Origin of the sequence: Pseudomonas sp. S09G 359 (assembly GCF_002843605.1) — a bacterium.
Lineage (GTDB): Bacteria > Pseudomonadota > Gammaproteobacteria > Pseudomonadales > Pseudomonadaceae > Aquipseudomonas.
Map to the genome: position 1 here is coordinate 3,065,953 of NZ_CP025263.1, position 21,334 is coordinate 3,087,286.

Consider the following 21,334-nt stretch of genomic DNA (forward strand, 5'->3'; position numbering starts at 1 on the left):
TTGTTTTAGGTGTTGGCAGTGGTTTGAGCATGCGTTGCAGCGAGCAGCGTGCGCCCAATGAAATCCTTGGGCCCCGTGACCCCCGGCAAGGTGAAGAAGTACCCGCCGCCGACCGGCTTGAGGTATTCCTCCAGGGGCTCGCCGTTGAGCCGGGTTTGTACGCTGATAAAACCTTTCTCCAGGTCAGCCTGGTAACAGATGAACAACAGCCCCATGTCCAGCTGACCGTTTTTATTGACGCCGTTGGAGTAGTTGAATGGCCGGCGCAAAATCAGGTTGGCCTGAGTCTGCGCAGTGCGCGGGTTGGCCAGGCGGATGTGGGCATCGAGCTTGGTCAACTTGCCTTCCGGGTCCTTGCTGTAGTCGGGAACCTGGCTTTCCTGTTGGCCATCCATGGGCGCGCCCGTGGTCTTGACGCGGCCGATGATGCTTTCTTGCTCTTGCAGCGGGGTGCGGTCCCAACGCTCGACGAAGTTGCGGATGATCCGCACCGCCTGGTAGCTGCCATGGGCGGCCCACTGGGGTTCGTCGCTGCCCGGTTGTACCCACACAATCTGGTTCATCGCGGTGTTGTCGTTGGAGTTCGGGTTGGCCGAACCGTCACGGAAACCAAGGAAATTACGCGCGCTCTGCGCTGGCTCGCCAGGGCGGGCAGGGGCTTGGGGCGGCACGCTGCCTTCCTGCTTCCAGCGCACCAGCAGCAGGTCGGGCAGGTTCTTCACGATGTCGCGCAGGGCGTGGATATTGGTGTCCGGGGTGTTGGAGCTGAATTGCAGGCTGAGGTCGCCGTGGCACTGCGCCGGTTCGAGCGCATCGTTGGGGAAACCGACCATGCGGCTGAGGCGCTTGGGCTTGGCGGCGGCGAGGCCGAAGCGTTCATCGAACAGCGATTCGCCGACGGACACGGTGATGGTCAGGTTGTCCGGCGTGACCACCGGGCCAAGGATGCCGGAGTCGGTCGGAGGCAGTTTCGGGTCGACTTGCGGCACGGTGCCGCCGGTCATCAGGAACGCGATGCGCTCGTTCAACGTACGGAACAGGCGCTCCAGGTCTTCACGGTCGGCGGCCAGTACGTCGAACGCCACCAGCATGCCGCAGGCCGGGCGTGGGGTGACGATGCCGCTCTGGTGCGTGCCGAAAAACTCGTGGTGGTCCTGGGTCTTGTCGCTGCGCGGCGCGGTGGTGACTTGCTCAGCGGCGGCGGCCATGGCCGGGCAGCTCAGGCTGCTGCCGGCCAGGGCCGCGCCGGTGGCCGCCATGCCTAGCAGGACACGGCGGCGCTGGAGGTTAAGGTGTTCTGAATCACTCATGTGCGGTCGTCTTCACTGCAGGCCGGAAAGGCCAAGGGCGGGGTCGATTCCATCGAGTACAGCGGCCAGAGCCTTGGCCTTGTCGGCGATCTGCTTACGCTGATCGGCGGAAACGCGGTCATACGTGGTGTAGCCTTTGTCGACCTTGAAACCGTGTAGCTCGGCATCGAAGTCCGCGAGGGCACTGTCGATTTTCGGCAGCAGGTCAGCGGCGGATTTGCTCAGCAGCGGGCGCATCAGCTCCACCACCTTGTGGGCGGCTTCCAGGTTGGCGGCGAAGCCATTCAGGTCGACGTGGCTGTAGCGTTCTTCCTCACCGCTGATGGCACGTACATCCGCCAGGCTGTTGAGGTTGCGCACCACAATGCTCACCAGCTGCTCCGGTGGCAGCGACTGGGCCAGTAGTTGCTGCTTGAGGGTGGTGACGTCGGTCAGCAGGCGCTGCGCAATCGGCGCCAGGCCGTCGAGGCTGCGTTGCTGGAACAGGCTGTATTCGAGGCGATGGAAGCCGCTGAAGGCGGGGTCCTGTTCGCGCTTTTCAAAATAATCGGCGCGGGCGTTGATCGCGTTGTCCAGTTCGGCCAGGCGCTGGGCGGCAGGTGCCAGTCGCTGATAAGCCTCGCGGGCCGGCACATACAGCGCCTGGGCCTGGGCCAGGTCACCGGCGTCGATGGCCTGCTGCAGGGCGGTCACGGCCTTGACCAAGGCGCTGCCCTGGCCGCTCAAGTACACGCGGAACTCCGACAACGGCCCGATAAACGCCACCATCGATGGCTTGGCCTTGGCCTGGGCGTCGGATTCGGCTGTCGGCGTCACATGCAGGGTGCCGCGCGGGTTGCTCAGCAGGCCGCAGGTGATCGCATAGTCGCCGGGCAGCAGGTTGGCGTTGATCACTTGGCTCAGGCCGGGGGCGATATTCTCGCGCTCTTCGATCACCAGCACACCGTCGAGAATTTCCCATTCCACCGCCCGGTCGGAGCGGTTGATGATGCGAAAGCTCGCGCGCCCGGCCGGCACGGTCAGCTCATTGGGTTCGCAGGCATGGCCATGGATGGTCACGGCGATTTCATTATGGTTGGTCTGGCGCTTGCTCGCCGCCAGTTGCGACGCATAGTAGAACAACGCACCGGCGGCGATCATCACGACCACCGAGCCCGCCACGGCCCAGCGCAGGGCGCGGGGTGGCGAAGCCGGTTGAGGGGTTGGGTTGGACAAGAGACGGTCCTTACTGGCTGGAAACGGAAGAGGTTTTTACGACGGGCGCTGGCGGGGCGGCAGGCAGAAAGAACATCCCCAGGGCCACCACCAGGTAGATCAGGTAGGCGCCGAGGGTGCTGATGGTCGGCGCTTCCTGGTAGCCGAACATGCCGGCGAGTACCGAACCCAGCGGGCTGTCCATCGGCAGTACGGCGCTGAAATCGAACAGCACGGTTTGCAAGTGGTTCCACACGCCGGCTTCGTGCAACGCCTGCACCGAGTTGGCCAGGATGCCGGCGGCCACGACGAGGATGAACAGGCCGGTCCAGCGGAAGAACGCACCGAGGTTCAGGCGCATGCTGCCGCTGTAGATCAGGAAGCCGACAATGATTGCCAGGATCAGGCCGAGCAGGGCACCAATGGGCGCGCCGGGGCCTTCACTCTGTTGGAATACTGCCAGCAGGAAAAACACGGTTTCCAGGCCTTCGCGGGCCACGGCGAAAAACACCATCAGGATCAAGGCTGTGACCTGGTGCTTGGAACCGGCCAAGGCGTGGTCGAGGGATTCATGCAGCGCATGCTTGATGGAACGGGCCACCTTGCGCATCCAGAACACCATGGAGCTGAGGATGCCCACGGCCACCAGGCCGACAATGCCTTCGAACAATTCCTGCTGTTTTTGTGGGAATTCGGCGCTGACCAATTCCAGGCCGCCACCCACCAGCAGCGCCAGCGCGGCGGCGAGGAATACCCCGATCCACACGGCCGGCATCCATTGGCCGCGGCCGGTCTGTTGCAGGTAGCTGGCGATAATGCCGACGATCAGTGCGGCTTCAATGCCTTCGCGCAGCATGATTAGAAAAGGAACGAGCATTCGCCACCACAGCATAACTAGATAGGAGGCTAAGTTGTAACATAATGATACTCATTACTAAACAGGCAATCTTGACCTTTCCTGAACATGGGCTGAACGGTGGTCGCGAAGGGCATCCGCCCTTATGATGCACGCCATCTTGTGCGTACCGGATTGCCCCACTGCCCATGTCGGAAAAAGACACCATTTCCATCCATCTCGTGCGCGAAGCCCTGTTGCAGAGCTGCGCGCCCGGAGCGGCGAGCACCGAGGTGCTGAATAAAGTCGGCATCGACCCGGCGTTGCTGGCCGAGCCCGCCGCACGGGTTTCGGCCACGGCCTACGCACGCCTGTGGCGCCTGCTGGCCAGGCGCACGGACGACGAGTTCTTTGGCATGGACCCGCGCAAGCTCAAATCCGGCAGCCTGGCATTTTTGTGCCGTGCGGCGCTGGCGCAACCGAGCCTGGCTGACGGGCTGGAAACCGGCCTTGGGTTCCTCTCGCTGATGCTCGAGCGCATGCCCGCGCAATTGGTGCGCCAGCAAAGCCTGGCGGAAATCGTGTTGCTGGAGCCAGCGACCGAAGCCAATCGCGCGTTTACCTACTTCACCTACTGGATGATCGTGCACGGCGTAGCCTGCTGGCTGGCGGGGCGGCGGATACCGATCCTGGCCATTGAACTGCGCTGCCCGCAGCCGGACTTTTGTGATGATTACCAGGTGATGTTTTCCGACAACCTGCGGTTTGATCGGCCACGCACCCGCATGATCTTTTCCGCCGACTGCCTCGACCTGCCGATCAAGCGCAGCCCGGAGGAACTCAAGCGTTTCCTTGCCCATGCGCCGGCCAATATCCTGGTGAAATACCGCGACCCCGACAGCCTGGCCATGCGCATCAAGCACGACCTGCGCCAGCTGCCTGCCGATACCTGGCCGGAAACCGAGGGCCTGGCGGCCAGCCTATGTGTTTCGGCGTCCACCCTGCGCCGCCGGCTGGCGGAGGAGGGCCAGACCTACCAGGGCCTCAAGGACAGCGTGCGCAAGGAGTTGGCGATTGTCTGGCTGGCCGAACCGCAGCTCAGCTTTGCCGAGATTGCCGAGCGGTTGGGATTTGCCGACACCAGTTCGTTCTACAAGGCATTTCGCAAGTGGTCGGGGTCGAATCCCGGGCACTATCGCAGCCTGATTCTCAATGACGACAGCCACTCCTGACAGATGCTGGAGTTTACCGAGTAGCCCTTTTCCCAAAGTTAAAAAAGCCCCTGAAATTCAGCTGGTAAAGCCACGACAACCCGACAGCGCCTTCCTTACATTTTGCGGCCAACTCCATTCGACAAGGACCGAATGCATGGCCCAGCCTTATGCGTTTATCAACGAGCGGCCGCAAACCGCGACCGAACTCAAAGCCCGCCTTGACTTAAGCAAGTCAGCTGCCGAAAAGTTCGACATGCTGAATAACCACATCCGCAATGTCGTGGTGTTACCCGGCCAACTGGTGATTATCGGGGACCCGACGACGGCGATGTGTACGCCGGAAGAAAACCGTTTGAAACAAGCAGCCTGGAGCATCCGTCACAGTGTGATGGCCGAAGGCGGCGCCGACGTTGCATTGCAGAACTATGACCTGCTGCAGAAACTACTGGGTTATGCCTCGCTCGGGGTCGGTACGGCGGGGGACGCTTGGAATCGCCACCTGGCCGACATCGTCAAGACGCTGGAAGAAATCCAAGCGTTGCACAAACAGTCCCTGCATCGAGGTGGCGGGGCTGCGCGAGATGAGTTCTTGTCGCGCCGCCGAATCCTGTTTAGCCGACTGGAAGCGCAGATGCGCGGTTTTGCCCGTTATGGCACAGGATTGGGCAATGACGGTTCGATCAAGAAGATGCTGGGAATCTCCACTAAGAGTTATCTACAGAGTGGGGAAATCAGTCGCTATGCCGAGAGGATTGCGCGCATAACCAGAACGGCGAAAGTGCTCAAGGCGGGGACGCCGTTGGGGATTGCGTTAAGTACGGCGTCCACGGCGCTGGAGATCAAGGAGGCGTGTTCGACGGGGAGGGAAGAACTGTGCACGAAGACGAAGTATGTGGAGGTGAGAAAGCTAACGATGAGCGTTGGAGCAGGAGCCCTTGGAGGGTACGCAGCCTCGTCGCTGTGTATCGCCGTGCTGATGCCAACAACGGGCCCTGGTTCTTTGGCTTGTTTCTTAATCGGCGGTGCGGCAGGGGGTGTCGCTGGAGGTACACTTGGCAACTTAGGTGGGGAATTAGTAGGGGAAAAACTCTATGAATATCGGTGATATTCAGAGTCCTTTTGTCATTTTTTTGTTTGAGTTAGCGCTATGTGTTTCGCTTCTTATTGCCGTATTGGTAGGCGTTTTTCTCGCCTATCGACGGCTAGAGCACATGGAGCACCTTCTGAATAAATGCAGCTTTGTCGTGTTTCATTCTCGGTTTTGGGGCAACTCTGCGCGAGGGCGGATGATGAGATTATCTGTGATCACCGTGGCAGTGCTACTGCCAAAGCGGTGCCTGAAACGCGGTGTTATTGATTGGCAGCAAGTCCAGGCGTTTCCTCGAGGGCTAAAAAACATATTCTTGGGGATGCATTGCGTCGGCGTGGTTTTCTTCACCTACTTCACGGCTCTTTGGCTACTTAAATAGAGTGATACTCAGTAGGCATTCCGCTCTTGCAACCAGCAACCAAAATAAGCCCCGTGACCGAATGGACTACGGGGCAACAAATTCGCTGGATGCGCCCAACCAAAGACGCGGGTTACATCCCTTGCTGCTGGCCACCACCGTATCCGTCTGCCAGCCCCCGCCCAATGCCTGGTAGATCGCCACAATTTGCCCCTCTGCCGGGATCGAATCCTGCGCACTATTACAGCCTGATTCTCAATGACGACAGCCACTCCTGACAGATGCTGGAGTTTACTGAGTAGCCCTTTTCCCAAAGTTAAAAAAGCCCCTGAAATTCAGCCGGTAAAGCCACGACAACCCGACAGCGCCTTCCTTACATTTTGCGGCCAACTCCATTCGACAAGGACCGAATGCATGGCCCAGCCTTATGCGTTTATCAACGAGCGGCCGCAAACCACGATCGAACTCAAAGCCCGCCTTGACTTAAGCAAGTCGGCTGCCGAAAAGTTCGACATGCTGAATAACCACATCCGCAATGTCGTGGTGTTACCCGGCCAACTGGTGATTATCGGGGACCCGACGACGGCGATGTGTACGCCGGAAGAAAATCGCTTGAAACAGGCGGCCTGGGGCATTCGCCACAGTGTGATGGCTGAGGGCGGCGCTGACTTTGCGTTGCAGAACTATGACCTGCTACAGAAACTACTGGGTTATGCCTCGCTCGGGGTCGGTACGGCGGGGGACGCTTGGAATCGCCACCTGACTGACATCGTCAAGACGCTGGAAGAAATCCAAGCGTTGCACAAACAGTCCCTGCATCGAGGCGGCGGATCCGCGCGAGATGAGTTCTTGTCGCGCCGCCGAGTCCTGTTTAGCCGACTGGAAGCGCAGATGCGCGGTTTTGCCCGTTATGGCACGGGCTTGCGTAATGAAGGGGCGATCAAAAAGATGCTGGGGATCTCCACCAGGAGTTATCTACAGAGCGGGGAAATCAGTCGCTATGCCGAGAGGATTGCGCGCATAACCAGAACGGCGAAAGTGTTCAAGGCGGGGACGCCGTTGGGGATTGCGTTGAGTACGGCGTCCACGGCGCTGGAGATCAAGGAGGCGTGTTCGACGGGGAGGGAAGAGCGGTGTACGAAGGCGAAGTATGTGCAAGTGGGCAAACTAGGCGGCGGAATTTTGGGGGGGATAGGAGGCGGTGCTTTAGCAACTGCATTATGTTTCACCGTATTGGGCCCTACGACTGGGCCGGGGTCATTAGGTTGCTTGTTGATCGCGGGCGGAACTGTGGGTGCGATTGGGGGAAGTAAAGGTGGGGAACTCGGTGAGTATTTAGGTGAGAAAGTTTATGAATATTGACTGCTTATTCAACCAACCTCTGAAGTTGTGGTTGGCTGCAGGCGTCATGAGTCTGCTGTTTATCACCAACCTGCTTGGCTTTTTTTTGGTATGTAGACGTCTGGATGAAATGGAACGCTATTTAGACAAATGTAGCCTTGTCACCTTTAGCAAAAGGTTCTGGGGGAACTCGTTACGAGGGAGAGTAGTTCGGCTTTGCGCAGTCATGGCGGCCGTTACAATGCCATGGTGGAACATAAGGCGCGGTGTCCTGGACCGCCAGCAAGTGCAGGACTTCCCCCGCGGTCTCAAATATTTGCTTCGGAGCATGATGTTTAGCGGCATGTTTCTTCTAGCCGTTGCTACTGCCGACACTGCGTATGAATGGCTACGCCACTGACCAAAAAAAAGCCCCGTGACCGAATGGACCACGGGGCAAAAAATTGGCTGGATGCGACCAACCAAAGGAGCTCTTTAAATCACTTGGCGCTAGCCACCACCGTCTCCGGCTGCCAGCCACCACCCAGCGCCTTGTAGATCGCCACAATGCCGCGATACAGGTCTACTTCGGCCTGGGCCTGGGAGTCTTCTGCTGCCAGGCGTTCGCGCTGTGCGTCGAGCAGCACCAGGAAGTCCACGGTGCCTTCGCGGTAGCGGATCGCCGCGAGGTCGGCGGCGGAGCGGCTGGACTCACTCTGACGGATCAGCGAAACCAGGCGCTGTTGGCGTTTGCCGTAATCGCTGAAGGCATTTTCCGACTCTTCCAAGGCCAGCAACACTTGCTGCTCGTACGTTGCCAGGGCGCCGTCGGCTTCGGCATTGGCGCCGCGCAAACGCGCGCGCACGCTGCCCAGGTCAAACGCGGCCCAGGTAATGCTTGGGCCCAGGGACCAGGCATTGGCGGCCGCCGAGCCGATCTGCGAACCGCGCCCGGCGGTAAAGCCGAGGAAGCCGCTGAGGCTGACCCGTGGGAACAGGTCGGCCTTGGCCACGCCGATACGCGCGGTGGCGGCGGCCAATTTGCGTTCGGCGCTGAGAATGTCCGGGCGACGTTGCAGCAACTGGCCTGGGTCACCGATCGGCAACGCCTTGGCAATCGCCGGCAGATCTTTGGGGCTCAGGTCCACGGTCAGCTTGTCGGGGCGCTGGCCGAGCAGGGTGGCGATGCGGTTACGCTCGCGCACTTGTTCGGCTTGCAGTTGCGGCACGCTGGCCTCTACCGCTGCGAGGCGTGCGTCGGCGCGCTCCACATCCAGTTGGTCACCCACGCCGGCGTCCCGCAGGCTGACGGTGATGGTGCGCGATTCCTGCTGGTTTTTCAGGTTGTCCAGGGCAATGCGTTCGCGCAGTTGGGCGCCGCGCAGCTGGCCGTAGGCATCGACCAACTCGGCAATCATGCTGACTTGCAGTTGGTACAGGTCCGCTTCGGCGACCTGCTGGTCAGCGTCGCTGGCTTCCAGGTTACGGCGGATACGCCCGAACAAGTCCACTTCCCAGGCCATGTCCAGGCCCAGGTCGTAGCGCTCGCTGTTGACGCGCCGGGTGGTCTGGCCCGGGATCTGGCCTTTGCCCACGTCGCTGCTGACCCGGCTGGTGACCACCGGCATGATGTCGTTGGCCGCATCATCGCGGATCGCCCGTGCCGCGCGCAGGCGGGCAAAGGCTACGCGCAGGTCGCGGTTACCGTCCAACGACTGGGTGACCAGTTGGTTGAGGGTAGGGTCGTCGAACTGCTGCCACCAGATGCCTTCGTACTTGGCGTGGTCGTAGCTTTTGGTGTCGGCGGCGGCCGTGATATTGGCCGCCTCCAGGTTCTGGGTTTTGTAGTCCGGTCCGACGGCACAGGCGCTCAGCGCCAGTACCAGCAAGCTCGGCAGAAAGACTTTAACACTCATTGCTGTGTCTCCAGCTTCAAGGCCTTGGCCGCTTTGCGCGCGTCCTGGCGCTCGACATAGCGACGGATCAATACGTAAAACACTGGCGTCAGCAACAGACCGAAGAAGGTCACACCGATCATCCCGGAGAACACCGCCACGCCCATGGCATGCCGCATCTCGGCACCGGCACCGCTGGACAACACCAGTGGCACCACACCCATGATGAAGGCGAACGAGGTCATCAGGATCGGCCGCAGACGCAGGCGGCAGGCTTCCAGTACCGCAGCCAGTGGGTCGAGACCCTCCGCTTGTTTATCCTTGGCAAACTCGACGATCAGAATCGCGTTCTTACACGCCAGGCCCACCAGTACGATCAAGCCGATCTGCGTGAAGATGTTGTTGTCGCCGCCGGAAATGATCACCCCGGTGATGGCCGACAGCAGCGTCATCGGTACGATCAGGATTACCGCCAGTGGCAGGCTCCAGCTTTCGTATTGGGCGGCCAGTACCAGGAACGCCAGCAGTACGCAGAGCGGGAACACGAACAGCGCAGTGTTGCCCGAGAGGATTTGCTGATAGGTCAGGTCGGTCCACTCGTAGGTCATGCCGTTGGGCAGTTCGTCTTTCAACAGTTTTTCAATCGCCGCCTGGGCCTGGCCGGAGCTGTAGCCCGGTGCAGCGTTGCCGTTGATTTCAGCGGTGATAAAGCCGTTGTAGTGCATCACGCGGTCCGGACCCGAGGTGTCGCTGACCTTGATAAAGGTCGCCAGCGGGATCATCTCGCCTTTGTTGTTGCGTACTTTCAGTTGGCCGATCTGATCGGAGTCCTGGCGGAACTGCTGCTCAGCCTGCACGTTGACCTGGTAGGTGCGGCCAAAGCGGTTGAAGTCGTTGGCATACAACGAACCCAGGTAGACCTGCAGGGTGTCGAAGATGTCGCTGATCGCCACGCCGTGGGTCTTGGCTTTTTCGCGGTCGATGGCAGCATCGACCTGAGGCACGTTGACCGTGTAGCTGGTGAACAGGCCGAACAACTCCGGCACGCCATGGCTCTTGGTGATGACGTTCTGCACTTCTTTATACAGCTCGTCATAGCCGAGGTTGCCACGGTCTTCGATCTGCAGGCGGAACCCGCCGATCGTACCCAGGCCCTGTACCGGCGGCGGCGGGAAGATGGCCATGTAGGCTTCTTCAATGTTGGCGTATTGGCCATTCAACGCACCGGCAATCGCACCGGCGGACATGCTCGCATCCTTGCGTTCATCGAACGGCTTCAAGGTCACGAACACAATGCCGCTGTTCGGGCTGTTGGTGAAACCGTTGATCGACAGGCCAGGGAACGCAATCGCGCTTTCCACGCCGGGCTGCTTCAGGGCGATGTCCGACATGCGCTTCATCACGCTTTCGGTACGGTCCAGGCTCGCGGCGTCCGGCAGTTGGGCGAAGGCCACCAGGTATTGCTTGTCCTGGGCCGGCACGAAACCGGTCGGGGTATGGGCAAACCCGAAGAAGGTCAGCACCATCAGGCCGGCGTATACGAACAGGGCAATGCCACTGCCGCGAATCACCCGGCGCACGGTACCTACGTAGCCATGGCTGGCTTTTTCGAAAAAGCGGTTGAAAGGACGGAACAGCCAGCCGCCGAAAAGCTTGTCGAGAAACTTCGAGAAACGATCCTTGGGCGCATCGTGACCGCGCAGCAACACGGCGGCCAGGGCAGGGGACAGCGTCAACGAGTTGAACGCCGAGATCACCGTCGAGATCGCAATGGTCAAGGCGAACTGTTTGTAGAACTGCCCGGTCAAGCCACTGATAAAGGCGGCGGGGATGAACACCGCACACAGCACCAGCGCCGTGGCGATAATCGGGCCGGTCACTTCGCTCATGGCTTTTTCAGTCGCCGGGAACGGCTCCAGGCCCAGCTCGATATTGCGCTCGACGTTCTCCACCACCACGATGGCGTCGTCCACCACGATACCGATGGCCAGTACCAAGCCGAACAATGACAGCGCGTTGAGCGAGAACCCGAACAGGTGCATCACCGCAAACGTACCGATCAACGATACCGGCACCGCCACCAACGGAATGATCGAGGCGCGCCAGGTCTGCAGGAACAGGATCACCACCAGCACCACGAGGATCAGTGCTTCGAACAGGGTGTGCACGACCGCTTCGATGGAGCCGCGTACAAAGATCGTCGGGTCATACGCGATGCGGTAATCCATACCCGCCGGGAAGCTCTTTTTCAGCTCGGCCATCTTGCTGCGTACATCGTTGGAGATGTCGATGGCATTCGAGCCAGGGCGCTGGAAAATCGGAATCGCAACGGCCGGCTGATTATCGATCAGCGAGCGCAGCGCGTATTGGCTCGACCCCAGTTCGACCCGGGCAATGTCCTTGAGGCGTGTGATTTCACCGTTGGCGCCGGCGCGAATCACAATGTTCTCGAACTCTTCCTCGGTGACCAGGCGGCCCTGGGTATTCACCGACAACTGGAAGCTGGTATCCGTCGGCGCAGGCTGGGCACCGAGTGCACCGGCTGCGACCTGACGGTTCTGCTCGCGGATCGCGTTGACCACATCGGTCGCGGTCAGGTTGCGTGAGGCGGTCTTGTTCGGGTCGAGCCATACGCGCAGGGAGTAGTCGCCCATGCCGAACAACTGCACGTCGCCCACGCCGCCGAGGCGGGCCAGCTCATCCTTGATGTTGAGGATCGCGTAGTTGGACAGGTAAAGCATGTCGTAACGCTGATCCGGTGAGGTCAAGTGCACCACCATGGTCAGGTCGGGGGAGGCCTTGTCCACGGTGATACCGATACGCGTCACTTCCTCAGGCAGTTTTGGCTGAGTCCGGGTCACACGGTTCTGCACCTGCACCTGCGCGTTATCCAGGTCGGTGCCCAGGGCGAAGGTGATGGTCAGGGTCAACTTGCCGTCGGCGGTCGACTGCGAGGACATGTACAGCATGTTCTCGACGCCGGTGATCGCTTGCTCCAGGGGAGCGGCCACGGTTTCACCGATAACTTTGGGGTTGGCGCCCGGGAAGTTGGCACGTACCACCACGGTCGGCGGTACCACTTCCGGGTATTCGCTGATCGGCAATTGGAACAACGAGATCGCGCCGGCGATCAGGATCAACAGCGACAGCACCGCTGCGAAGATCGGCCGCGAAATAAAGAACTTGGAGAAATTCATCTTGAGTCGTATCCCTTAACCGCGTGGAGCGGCAGCGGCTGCGAGCTTGGGCGCGGTTTTGTCCGGCGCCACTTGCTCCAGGTTGCTGGCTTCAAGCGCTTGTCGTTGTTGGGCCAAGGCGGCGAGGGTTTCCTTGCTGGCCATCGGGATGGTTTCCGGAGCGACCGGCGAACCCGGGCGCACACGCTGCAGGCCCTTGACGATAATCGTGTCGTCTTTGTTCAGGCCGCTACGCACGATGCGCAGGCCTTCGAGCTTCGGCCCCAGTTCCACCGAGCGATAGGCTGGCTTGTCGCCGTCCATCACCAGCACGAATTTCTTGCCCAGGTCGGTGCCCACGGCTTCGTCGTTGATCAGCACGGCGGAGTAGGTGCCGCTGCCCACGAGTTTGAGGCGGGCATACAGGCCAGGGGTGTATTCGCCCTTGCTGTTGTCGAACACGGCGCGGCCACGGATGGTGCCGGTGGCCGGGTTGACCTGGTTGTCGACGAAGTTCATCTGGCCCAGGTGCGGGTTACCGGTTTCATTCGACAGGCCCAGGTACACCGGGGTGGTCGCGCCACGACGGCCTTGGCGGGCCAGTTCGGTGTACTTGAGGAACACGCGCTCATCGGCGTCGAAGTAGGCATAGACCTTGTCGGTGGAGACCACGCTGGTCAGCGCCGTGGTGTCGGCAGTCACCAGGTTGCCGGCAGTGATTTCGGCACGGCTGACGCGGCCGCTGATCGGCGAGGTCACGCGGGTGAAGCTCAGGTTCAGCTTGGCCAGGTCCAACTGCGCCTGGATCCCGGCCACGCCGGCGCGGGCTTCCTGGGCGGCGGTGGTACGCGAGTCAGCCAGTTCGGCGGAGATCGCATTGCTCTGGCGCAGACGCTCGCCGCGCTGCGCTTCGTTATCGCTGCGGGTCGCGGCGGCTTTGGTTTGTGCCAGCTGGGCTTCAAGGCGGCGCACTTCGGCCTGGAACGGACGCGGGTCGATCTGGAACAGCAGGTCGCCTTTCTTGACCAAAGCGCCTTCGATGAAAGCGACTTGGTCAATCTGGCCAGAGACCCGTGGACGGATCTGTACGGTTTCCGGTGCTTCCAGGCGACCGGTGAATTCGTCCCACTCGTTGACCGGTTGCTCAAGCACCTTGGCCACGCTGACTTTCGCCGCTGGCATGGCGGCCGCTTGTTCCGGGGCTTTGCCGCACGCGCTCATCACCACCACGGCCAAAATCGCCAGGGGGAAGCGCAAATGTTTGAGTGACTGTTCCATGAGGTGCATCCGCCAATGTATTTGAGATGGGCGGATCATGCGCGGCGAGGTGCTATGTCACGAATCGAATGAAGCAAAGGTAACTATCATTCGGAATGATATAAGCGCGAGATTAGCCCTCTAGCATGGGGGTTTCGTTAGGGGGCTATCAATAGGAGTGATGACAAAAGACTGTTGCTGCTATCGCAACGACGATTGCCGGATAGGCCTCACGGCATCATCTGCTCTTGATCAGTTTGGGCACTGCGTAAACCAGAAACAATTTGTCACATGCAAGCCCGTTTTGCGACTTCTGTTGAAATAGGCAATAAATCCCCTTGATCAGGCAATCGTCTCTGCCGGCTAACTCCACATACTCCGATGACATTAAGACACTCATCGGAGGAAGGCCGGGCCGGTTCGCATTTCATGAAAAACCTTGATCTCCAAGTTATCCAGCAAGCCACGACGTGGCTCGAACAAGATCGCTGCGTTTGGCTGTGCACGGTGCTCGCGACGTTTGGTTCGGCACCGCGAGGGCCCGGTTCTCTATTGGCAGCCCTGTCGACAGGCGAGTTCTGCGGTTCGCTCTCGGGAGGCTGTGTAGAGGAAGACTTCCTTGAACGGTTGGGGCGCGATGAGTTCGTCGAGTACAACCATGTCGTGCGTTACGGTGAGGGCGGGCTTGCCCCGTCACTGGAGCTGCCGTGTGGCGGCGTGCTCGATGTACTGGTCGAAAAGTTCGAACCCGATTGCGCAGCGAAGGCGCACTTCGCAGTATTGTTGGGCGCGCTGCAAGGCCGCCAACGCGTGGTACGGCATGTCACGCTTGGCACACATGCCCGACATGATCAGAGCGATGCCGGGGCCACTGCGCCGGTTGTGGTTGACGGCGACCAGGTGCGGATTCGTGTGGGGGCGGCCCAACGATTGTTGATCGCTGGCCTGTCCCCGGTGGCCGAGTTCTGCGCTGGTTTCGCAGTTGCCTTGGGCTATGAGGTGATCGTATGCGACCCGCGCGCCGAGTTGACCGCCGCCTTCAGCATGGCCGGGGTGGAAGTACTCAAGGTGTTTCCTGCCACGTTCATTGCCGCAGGCGGATGCCATGCCGGCACGGCGATTGTGGCGTTGACCCATGACCCGCGCATGGACGACCTGACCCTGCTGGAGGCCGTGAGAACCAACGCTTTTTACATCGGCGCCATGGGCTCCAGGCGGACCAGCGAAAAGCGTCTCGAGCGCGTCAAGCGCATTGGTGCGTTGGCGCCGCAGATGCTCGAGCGCATTCATGCGCCGATTGGACTTAACTTAGGGAGCAAGACCCCCGCCGAGATTGCCCTCGCAGTCATGGCGGATATTGTTCGCTTGAGCAACGGAGTCGTTCGTGACCAACTCTAACCCTGTGCTGATCAAGGAATCAAAGGTGCAACCTGTGCTCATGCAAGAACCGATGGCTTGTGCCGTCAGCCGCCTTGCGGGCGCGGTGGACTCGGCATTGGGTAGCGATGACGACAGGATTGGAGCATTGCCTGGACTGAACCTGTACCGGCGCCCCGACATCACGGCACCCATGCACTGTATTTATGGCCTGGGCATTGGCGTCACCTTGCAGGGTTGCAAGCGGGTATTGGTCGGCAGTGAAGTGCTGACCTATGGGCCGGGCCAGTCCATGGTCACCAGTGTTGATCTGCCGGTCATTTCACAGGTCAGCCAGGCGAGTGCGGCGCAACCGTTTTTGGGGATTATGCTGGCGCTGGACAACGCCACCGTGATGCAAGTCGCCGACCGCATGAAGCTGTCCCAACGCATGCGCGAGGAAGAATTTCGCGCGGTGACCGTACAACCCTTGGACGCCGGTGTGCTGGATGCCGTGCGGCGCCTGGTGGATCTGCTCGGCGAGCCGCAATTGCTTGAGACCTTGGCCCCATTGATCAAGGAAGAACTGATTGCGCGACTGTTGAGCGGTACCCATGGCCCACAGCTGCTGCATGTGATCGCCGCCGGGTCGCCCAGCCAGCACATTGCCAGGACCGTTGCCTGGCTGAAACTCAACTATCGCCAGGCCCTGCGCATGGATGACCTGGCCGCCCACGCCCATATGAGCCCGTCGACGTTTCGCCAGCATTTTCGCGCCTTGACGGGCATGAGTCCGTTGCAATACCAGAAGCAGCTGCGGCTGCAAGCCGCACGGCAGCTGATGCTCAGCCAGGGTGTGGATGCAAGCAGCGCCGGTGGCATCGTGGGGTATGAAAGTTCGTCGCAGTTCAGCCGTGAATACAGCCGCCTGTTTGGCGAACCGCCGCAACGCGACATCAAGCGAATCCGCGTCTAGCAGCGTCGGATAGTGGCGGGCGGCGCCGCCTCGTTGTTGCCGGTGCCGTCCGTTGAACCGCGCCGCTGCAACAACTCAATCTGATCTGCTGGCACCAGCGTGCGTAAGGTTTTGTAGAGCACGCGGGTTTCCAGCAGGTTCCACACCCGCAACATGGTTTCCAGCGCATCCAGGGGTTTGCTGATGAAATCCCTGGCGCCGAGCGCCAGGGCGCGCAGGCGCGTGTCGCGGGTGGCGTCGGCAGTGAGCACGAGGATCGGCAGGTATTCGCCATTGGGGATGCGCCGATTGAGTTGTTCCAGCACGGCAAAGCCGTCGAGCTCGGGCATGTGCAAGTCAAGAATCACCAGGTCCGGTTCGAAACTGTTGAACAGCTCCAGTGTGCGCAACGGCTCAGTGCTGCTCAGCACGTTGTTCAGCCCTTCGCGCGCCAGCAGTTGCTCCACCAGGTCGAGATTCGGGCGTTGGTCGTCGATGATCAGAATGCGCAGGTCGAGGTTCACGCGGGCTCCGGGAAGTACTGGTCGAGGTGGGCAAGAAATGCGGGGACGTTAATCGGCTTGTTCAATATGGCCGTCGCGCCCGCGTCATGCAGGGCCTGGCGGGTGAGGTCGCTGGTATCGGCGGTGATCATCAGCACCGGTATGTGCCGGGTGTTCGCAGACCGGCGTAAACGCTGCAGCACGGTGATGCCGTCGATGTCCGGCAATGACACGTCCAGTAAAATCAACCGGGGCGCATGCTGTGCGGCCAGGTCCAGGCCCAGTTGGCCTTGCATGCTGGACAGCAGCTTTATTCCCGGCCTGCGGTGCAGCAAGGTTTCAATCAGCGCCAGGCTGGAAAGGTTGTCTTCGATATACAGCACCTTGCCCTGGACCGAGGGGGCAGGGCGCGCCGGCGTGGTATCGACCACGGCGGTTGCCGGGTCGCTGGGCGTCTGCACGGACACGAAGGGCAGCTCCAGGGTGAAGCGTGAGCCGATGCCGTGTTGGCTGTGCACACTCAGTGTGCCATTCATCTTTTCCAGCAGGCTTTTACTCAGGGCCAGCCCCAGGCCGCTGCCTTCGACGTTCGGGTCGGCTCCCAAGCGCTCGAACGGCTTGAATAGCTGCCCGATGTGATCGGCGGCGATGCCCCTGCCGGTATCGCAGACGGACACGCCGATGCGTCGCCCCTCGACCTTGACTTCAATGCTCACCTCGCCGTGAGGCCGGTTGTACTTAATGGCATTGGACAGCAGGTTCAGCAGCACCTGGGTCAGGCGCTGTCGGTCGGCAACGATGCCGATATCCGTCGCCAGCGTGGGCAGCGCCCGCAACTGGATGCCTGCGTCGGCAGCCATCGGTGACACCAGCGCCAGGGCTTCCTGCAGCGCGCCCGCCAAGGGGATCGGCTCGATGTTCAGCGGCAAGCGTCCCGCCTCGATCTTGGCAATGTCCAACACTTCGTTGATCAGCGTCAGCAAGTGTTGGCCGGCGCGCAGGATGTGACCGACTTGCGCTTTTTGCCCCACCGCCGAATCCAGGTCCAGCAGTTGCGCAAAGCCCAGGATCGAGTTGAGCGGGGTGCGCAGTTCGTGGCTCATGCGCGAGAGAAACTCACTCTTGGCCCGGCTGGCACGTTCGGCCTCCTCACGGGCGGTGCCCAGCGCAATCTCTGCCGCGCGACGGTCGGTGATGTCGCGCGTAATCTTCGAGAACCCACGCAAGGCGCCGGTACTGTCGTACTGCGCGGTAATCACCACGCTGGCCCAGAAGCGGGTGCCGTCCTGGCGCAGGCGCCAGCCTTCTTCCATGTAGTGCCCGTTGCGGGTGGCTTCATCCAGCGCCATGGTCGGGTGTTGCGGGCATTCCTGCGGCAGGTAGAACAGCGAAAAATGCTGGCCGATGATTTCCTGTTCGGTGTAGCCCTTGATGCGTTCTGCGCCGGCGTTCCAGCTGGTGACATGGCCCGCAATATCGAGGGCAAAGATCCCGTAGTCCTTGACCCCATCGATGATCAGCCGCAAGCGCTCTTCATTCTCGCGCAATGCGCGCTCGCGCTCGGCCAGCAGCAAGCCGGCCTCCACCAATCGTGTGCCCAACTGGCCGATCTCGTCATTTTCCGGCGGCTGCGGCCGCAGCGGTTGCCCCAGGGCCAGGCGTTGCGCGTTGCCTTGTACTTGCTGCACCCGTGCAACAATGCCCTTGGACAGAAACAGCACCGCGACGATTGCACCAAACAGCCCGCAGATGGCCGCCAGCCAGGTGGACAGCAGCAGCCGCTGGCGCGTCTCGGCCGCAGCCGCCGTACGTTCGGCGAGCAACGAGTCTTCAAGCGTGAGCATGGTGCCGATGTGCTGACGCAGGGCATCCAGGATGTGTTTGTTGCTGACGAGAATGCTGGTAATCGTCGCCGCGTTCGTGGTCGGGTCGCCGAGCATATCTTCCAGCCCGTCGATTTTGCTATTGATCAGCGGCGTGATCGACGCGAGCTGTTCGCGCACGCGTTGATCGCGAACATTGTGGTCGAGTCGGCGCAACGCTGACTCAATCTGCGGCTTGGCGTTGAGGTAGCCCGGCAGGAAATCGTCACGGCGGGTCAGCAAGTAGCCGCGCACGCTGGCGGCGGCTTCGGCCAGCAGCGTGTGCACGGCGCGGATATCGCCTTGCACGCGCAGCACTCGGCGTACGTCCTCTTCGGCGCGGGCGGTCTGCCGTTCGGTGATATAGATCAGCACCAGTGACAACAGCAGCACCACCAGTGGCAGTGAAATCACCACCAGCGCCTTGCCGCGCAGGGGCAGGTTGGCCCAACGTCTGGCGTAGAACCCCCTCATGCCTGGGTCACCAGGCCCAGCGCGATACCCCGCACGGCGGCCTGGGTGCGATCGGCCGCACCGAGTTTGCCGATCACGCGTTCGACGTGGGCTTTAGCGGTGCCGGTGGTAATCCCCAGGTGCTCACCGATTTCCCGGTTGCTCATCCCGTTTGCGACCAGCCCGAGCACCTGACGCTCCCGTGGGGTCAGGTTTTCCGTTACCGCCGCGCCATTCGCATTGCGCTCGGTCATGCGCCGCAACAGGCGAGCGCTGACCGCGCTGTTGAGCGCTTCTTCACCAGCGGCGACTCGCTGCAAGGCGTCGATCACCTCGTTACGGCTGGCGTCTTTGAGCAGGTAGCCCACCGCCCCGGCGTTCATCGCGGCCTCCAAATGATCGGGGCTGTCATCCATGGTAAAAATCACCACCTTGATCGCCGGCAGGCGCTGTTGCAGCAGGCGGGCGGCGCCGAGGCCATTGAGCACCGGCATTCGAATATCGAGGATGACAATGTCGGGCAGTAACTGTTCGCACAGCTCCACTGCTTGCTGGCCATCACGGGCCTGGCCGACCACTTCGAATTGCGGGTGACCGGCCAGCAACGAGACAAACCCGGTGCGCGTGACTTCATGATCGTCGGCCAGCACCAGACGCAAGAGTTGGCTCATTGAGGTGTTCCATTCAGGTGGGCCGGCACGCGGGCGTGCAATTGGGTGCCGCAGTCGATCGCGCTGGTACAGGTGAAGTGGCCGCCCAGCAGGCTGGCGCGCTCGTGCATGGTGGCGAGGCCCAGGTGCTGGGTACCCGGGTTATCGAGTTTCTGCTCGAGCGCAAAGCCTTTGCCGTTGTCGTTCACCCGCAGCGAAGCCTGGCCGTCGTGCAGTGCCAGGGCCAGTTCCACATGGCTGGCCTGCGCGTGCTTGAGAATATTGTTGATGGCTTCCTGGCCGATTCTGAACAAGGCGATCTCCACCTGACTGGGCAAGCGCCCCGCGTAGGCGGCGGTCCACTGCACGCTGACGGCGGTTTCGCGCAGGCGGTCAACCTCTTTATCCAGCGCCTTGAATAAGCCGAAATCATCCAGCACTGTCGGGCGCAGGCCGGCGATCAGTTGCCGGCCTTCACCCACCGAGTGTTGCGCCAGGTTCAGAATCGCCTGCAGGTCTGCGTTCAGCGTGCCCGGTAGCGTCGGGCAACGGCCGGCAAACCCTTGCAGGCGCTGATGTAACCCCGCGAGGGTTTGCGCCAACCCGTCGTGCAAGTCGTAGGCCACGCGTTTGCGCTCGTCTTCCTGGGCGCGCAGCAACCGGTCGACAAGCTCGGACAGCGTCCTGTCGCGGGTTTTGAGGGTGGTCAGCAATCGTTGGTTATCCAGGTGCGCGGCCAGCAGCGTGGCGAGCAATTGCAGGGATTCACTGTCTTCATGGTCTGGCGCGCGCAGACTGACACTGTTGCCCAGCACCAGTACACCAAAGGCATCGCCGTCGCCGCTGCGCAGGGGCACTTGCAACACACTCGGCAGGGCGCTTCCCGGCAGCTCCAGCCAGCACGGTGCGCGCAAACGGCGGTCGGCGATGGCGGTAAGACTGCTCAATCGATCCTGGCTGCCATGGCGGGCTGTGACAGTGGCGCATCCCTCGACATCCCACTCCTGAATCAGCCCGTGGTCCATCGCAAGAAACGCGCTCGCCCGGCCCAGCACGCGTTCGCGCATCGCGTCAGGCGCCAGTTGCGGTAACGCCTGCCCAGTGTCCACCAGCAAGCGCAAACGCGCGGTGCGACTTTCGGATTGTCGATAATGCGCGCGGATAGCCAGGGCACTACCGGGATCGTGTGGCGTGTTTTGCATGCTTGGGCTCCGGAGTCACAGGCTCGCGAGCGCGAGGGAGGCTATTAAACCCTGTCGAGCAGGTCAGGCGCCATCTGCCAAATGGCATAGTTAAATGACTCCGATTGGCCGATGGCGAGCGGGCAGGCGATTGGCAAAGTGTGCTCACCCACAACAGGAGCATCCCAATGAACTTCAAAACCGTCTCGATCGCCGTGATTTTCGCCTTGAGCGCCCCCTTTGTGCAGGCTGCCGAGACGTCACCCTATGTCTACCGCGAAGTGGCTCAGGCGCCTGCCAATGTAAAAGACCGTGAGATTGCCGGGTTGTTTGATCGTTGGAACAGCGCCTTGCAGACCGGTAACGTCAAGACCGTGGTCGACTTGTATGCCCCGGGCGCGGTGTTGCAGCCGACCGTATCCAATCAGGTGCGTACCACGCCGGAGCAGATCACGGACTACTTCGATCACTTCCTGATGCTCAAGCCGGTAGGCCAGATCAACTACCGTGAGATCCGCCAGCTTGGCACTAACGTGGCGATGGACAGCGGGGTCTACACGTTCACCCTGACCGAGGCGAACGGCAAGATCCGCCACGTGCAGGCACGCTACACGTTCGTCTACGAGCAGGTTGGTGGCCAGTGGAAAATCCTCAACCACCACTCCTCTGCGATGCCTGAAGTGCAGGCCAAACACGCCAAGCAGTAACTGCTGGTTCACACAGTC

The 21,334-nt window shown here is 61.1% G+C and carries 17 protein-coding genes; 7 read left to right on the forward strand and 10 right to left on the reverse strand.

Annotation, left to right across the window (positions count from 1 at the left end; all coding sequences use genetic code 11):
* Positions 1-5 precede the first annotated feature (5 nt).
* From efeB to efeU, 3 genes are read right to left on the reverse strand one after another with little or no spacing between them, the layout of a single operon-like run.
* Complete coding sequence (gene efeB / locus CXQ82_RS13720; protein WP_101269797.1) at positions 6-1,310, reverse strand: iron uptake transporter deferrochelatase/peroxidase subunit; 1,305 nt, start codon at positions 1,308-1,310, stop codon at positions 6-8.
* A gap of 12 nt (positions 1,311-1,322) precedes the next feature.
* Positions 1,323-2,525 carry an iron uptake system protein EfeO gene (efeO, locus tag CXQ82_RS13725; protein ID WP_101269799.1) on the reverse strand — a complete coding sequence of 401 codons (1,203 nt, stop codon included), beginning with the start codon at positions 2,523-2,525 and terminating at the stop codon, positions 1,323-1,325.
* Between the two features lie 10 nt (positions 2,526-2,535).
* On the reverse strand, positions 2,536-3,381 hold the full coding sequence (gene efeU, locus CXQ82_RS13730) for an iron uptake transporter permease EfeU (RefSeq protein WP_101269802.1): 846 nt from the start codon (positions 3,379-3,381) through the stop codon (positions 2,536-2,538).
* 167 nt (positions 3,382-3,548) lie between these two features.
* Here efeU and CXQ82_RS13735 point away from each other — a divergent pair, with 167 nt between their 5' ends.
* The 4 genes from CXQ82_RS13735 (at position 3,549) to CXQ82_RS13750 (ending at position 7,363) form a co-directional block, all read left to right on the forward strand.
* Positions 3,549-4,571, forward strand: coding sequence for an AraC family transcriptional regulator (locus CXQ82_RS13735; RefSeq protein ID WP_101269804.1), 1,023 nt, complete (start codon positions 3,549-3,551; stop codon positions 4,569-4,571).
* Between the two features lie 136 nt (positions 4,572-4,707).
* The gene (locus CXQ82_RS13740) at positions 4,708-5,658 is read left to right on the forward strand and encodes a hypothetical protein (RefSeq protein ID WP_101269806.1); all 951 of its coding nucleotides are present in this window, start codon (positions 4,708-4,710) and stop codon (positions 5,656-5,658) included.
* The gene (locus CXQ82_RS13745) at positions 5,645-6,022 is read left to right on the forward strand and encodes a hypothetical protein (protein WP_101269808.1); all 378 of its coding nucleotides are present in this window, start codon (positions 5,645-5,647) and stop codon (positions 6,020-6,022) included. The genes CXQ82_RS13740 and CXQ82_RS13745 overlap by 14 nt, the downstream gene beginning before the upstream one ends.
* A gap of 393 nt (positions 6,023-6,415) precedes the next feature.
* Complete coding sequence (locus CXQ82_RS13750) at positions 6,416-7,363, forward strand: hypothetical protein (protein WP_101269810.1); 948 nt, start codon at positions 6,416-6,418, stop codon at positions 7,361-7,363.
* Between the two features lie 458 nt (positions 7,364-7,821).
* On the opposite strand, the gene CXQ82_RS13760 is transcribed toward CXQ82_RS13750, so the two are convergent.
* Genes CXQ82_RS13760 through mexE form a run of 3 tightly spaced genes read right to left on the reverse strand, consistent with a single transcriptional unit; the run spans position 7,822 to position 13,670 of the window.
* A complete protein-coding gene (locus CXQ82_RS13760) occupies positions 7,822-9,237 on the reverse strand; it encodes an efflux transporter outer membrane subunit (RefSeq protein WP_101269812.1) in 1,416 nt (471 codons plus the stop codon).
* Positions 9,234-12,413 (reverse strand): efflux RND transporter permease subunit, encoded by a 3,180-nt coding sequence (locus tag CXQ82_RS13765; RefSeq protein ID WP_101269814.1) that lies wholly within the window; start codon positions 12,411-12,413, stop codon positions 9,234-9,236. The genes CXQ82_RS13760 and CXQ82_RS13765 overlap by 4 nt, the downstream gene beginning before the upstream one ends.
* Positions 12,414-12,428: 15 nt before the next feature.
* The gene (gene mexE / locus CXQ82_RS13770) at positions 12,429-13,670 is read right to left on the reverse strand and encodes a multidrug efflux RND transporter periplasmic adaptor subunit MexE (protein WP_101273783.1); all 1,242 of its coding nucleotides are present in this window, start codon (positions 13,668-13,670) and stop codon (positions 12,429-12,431) included.
* Positions 13,671-14,078: 408 nt separating this feature from the next.
* Between mexE and CXQ82_RS13775 the strand changes: the two genes are divergently transcribed.
* Positions 14,079-15,047: an XdhC family protein gene (locus CXQ82_RS13775; protein WP_101269816.1), complete on the forward strand. Its 969-nt coding sequence runs from the start codon at positions 14,079-14,081 to the stop codon at positions 15,045-15,047.
* 40 nt (positions 15,048-15,087) lie between these two features.
* Entirely contained in the window at positions 15,088-15,981 is an 894-nt protein-coding gene (locus tag CXQ82_RS13780) for an AraC family transcriptional regulator (protein ID WP_256581936.1), read from the forward strand.
* Here CXQ82_RS13780 and CXQ82_RS13785 read toward each other — a convergent pair.
* The 4 genes from CXQ82_RS13785 to CXQ82_RS13800 are packed head-to-tail and all read right to left on the reverse strand — an operon-like array spanning position 15,978 to position 20,630.
* On the reverse strand, positions 15,978-16,484 hold the full coding sequence (locus tag CXQ82_RS13785; protein ID WP_101269818.1) for a response regulator: 507 nt from the start codon (positions 16,482-16,484) through the stop codon (positions 15,978-15,980). The genes CXQ82_RS13780 and CXQ82_RS13785 overlap by 4 nt on opposite strands.
* Complete coding sequence (locus CXQ82_RS13790; RefSeq protein ID WP_101269820.1) at positions 16,481-18,799, reverse strand: ATP-binding protein; 2,319 nt, start codon at positions 18,797-18,799, stop codon at positions 16,481-16,483. Before CXQ82_RS13790 ends, CXQ82_RS13785 begins: the two co-directional genes overlap by 4 nt.
* A complete protein-coding gene (locus CXQ82_RS13795; RefSeq protein WP_101269822.1) occupies positions 18,796-19,449 on the reverse strand; it encodes a response regulator transcription factor in 654 nt (217 codons plus the stop codon). The genes CXQ82_RS13790 and CXQ82_RS13795 overlap by 4 nt, the downstream gene beginning before the upstream one ends.
* Positions 19,446-20,630, reverse strand: coding sequence for a sensor histidine kinase (locus CXQ82_RS13800; RefSeq protein ID WP_101269824.1), 1,185 nt, complete (start codon positions 20,628-20,630; stop codon positions 19,446-19,448). Before CXQ82_RS13800 ends, CXQ82_RS13795 begins: the two co-directional genes overlap by 4 nt.
* A gap of 167 nt (positions 20,631-20,797) precedes the next feature.
* Between CXQ82_RS13800 and CXQ82_RS13805 the strand changes: the two genes are divergently transcribed.
* Complete coding sequence (locus CXQ82_RS13805) at positions 20,798-21,316, forward strand: SgcJ/EcaC family oxidoreductase (protein ID WP_101269826.1); 519 nt, start codon at positions 20,798-20,800, stop codon at positions 21,314-21,316.
* Positions 21,317-21,334: the final 18 nt, after the last annotated feature.

Bases quoted from the DNA above. Each gene is read 5' to 3' on its own strand.
- efeB (WP_101269797.1), bottom strand. From the start codon at position 1,310: ATGAGTGATTCAGAACACCTTAACCTCCAGCGCCGCCGTGTCCTGCTA.
- efeU (WP_101269802.1), bottom strand. From the start codon at position 3,381: ATGCTCGTTCCTTTTCTAATCATGCTGCGCGAAGGCATTGAAGCCGCA.
- CXQ82_RS13735 (WP_101269804.1), top strand. From the start codon at position 3,549: ATGTCGGAAAAAGACACCATTTCCATCCATCTCGTGCGCGAAGCCCTG.
- CXQ82_RS13740 (WP_101269806.1), top strand. From the start codon at position 4,708: ATGGCCCAGCCTTATGCGTTTATCAACGAGCGGCCGCAAACCGCGACC.
- CXQ82_RS13745 (WP_101269808.1), top strand. From the start codon at position 5,645: ATGAATATCGGTGATATTCAGAGTCCTTTTGTCATTTTTTTGTTTGAG.
- CXQ82_RS13750 (WP_101269810.1), top strand. From the start codon at position 6,416: ATGGCCCAGCCTTATGCGTTTATCAACGAGCGGCCGCAAACCACGATC.
- CXQ82_RS13760 (WP_101269812.1), bottom strand. From the start codon at position 9,237: ATGAGTGTTAAAGTCTTTCTGCCGAGCTTGCTGGTACTGGCGCTGAGC.
- CXQ82_RS13765 (WP_101269814.1), bottom strand. From the start codon at position 12,413: ATGAATTTCTCCAAGTTCTTTATTTCGCGGCCGATCTTCGCAGCGGTG.
- mexE (WP_101273783.1), bottom strand. From the start codon at position 13,670: ATGGAACAGTCACTCAAACATTTGCGCTTCCCCCTGGCGATTTTGGCC.
- CXQ82_RS13775 (WP_101269816.1), top strand. From the start codon at position 14,079: ATGAAAAACCTTGATCTCCAAGTTATCCAGCAAGCCACGACGTGGCTC.
- CXQ82_RS13780 (WP_256581936.1), top strand. From the start codon at position 15,088: ATGCAAGAACCGATGGCTTGTGCCGTCAGCCGCCTTGCGGGCGCGGTG.
- CXQ82_RS13790 (WP_101269820.1), bottom strand. From the start codon at position 18,799: ATGAGGGGGTTCTACGCCAGACGTTGGGCCAACCTGCCCCTGCGCGGC.
- CXQ82_RS13795 (WP_101269822.1), bottom strand. From the start codon at position 19,449: ATGAGCCAACTCTTGCGTCTGGTGCTGGCCGACGATCATGAAGTCACG.
- CXQ82_RS13800 (WP_101269824.1), bottom strand. From the start codon at position 20,630: ATGCAAAACACGCCACACGATCCCGGTAGTGCCCTGGCTATCCGCGCG.
- CXQ82_RS13805 (WP_101269826.1), top strand. From the start codon at position 20,798: ATGAACTTCAAAACCGTCTCGATCGCCGTGATTTTCGCCTTGAGCGCC.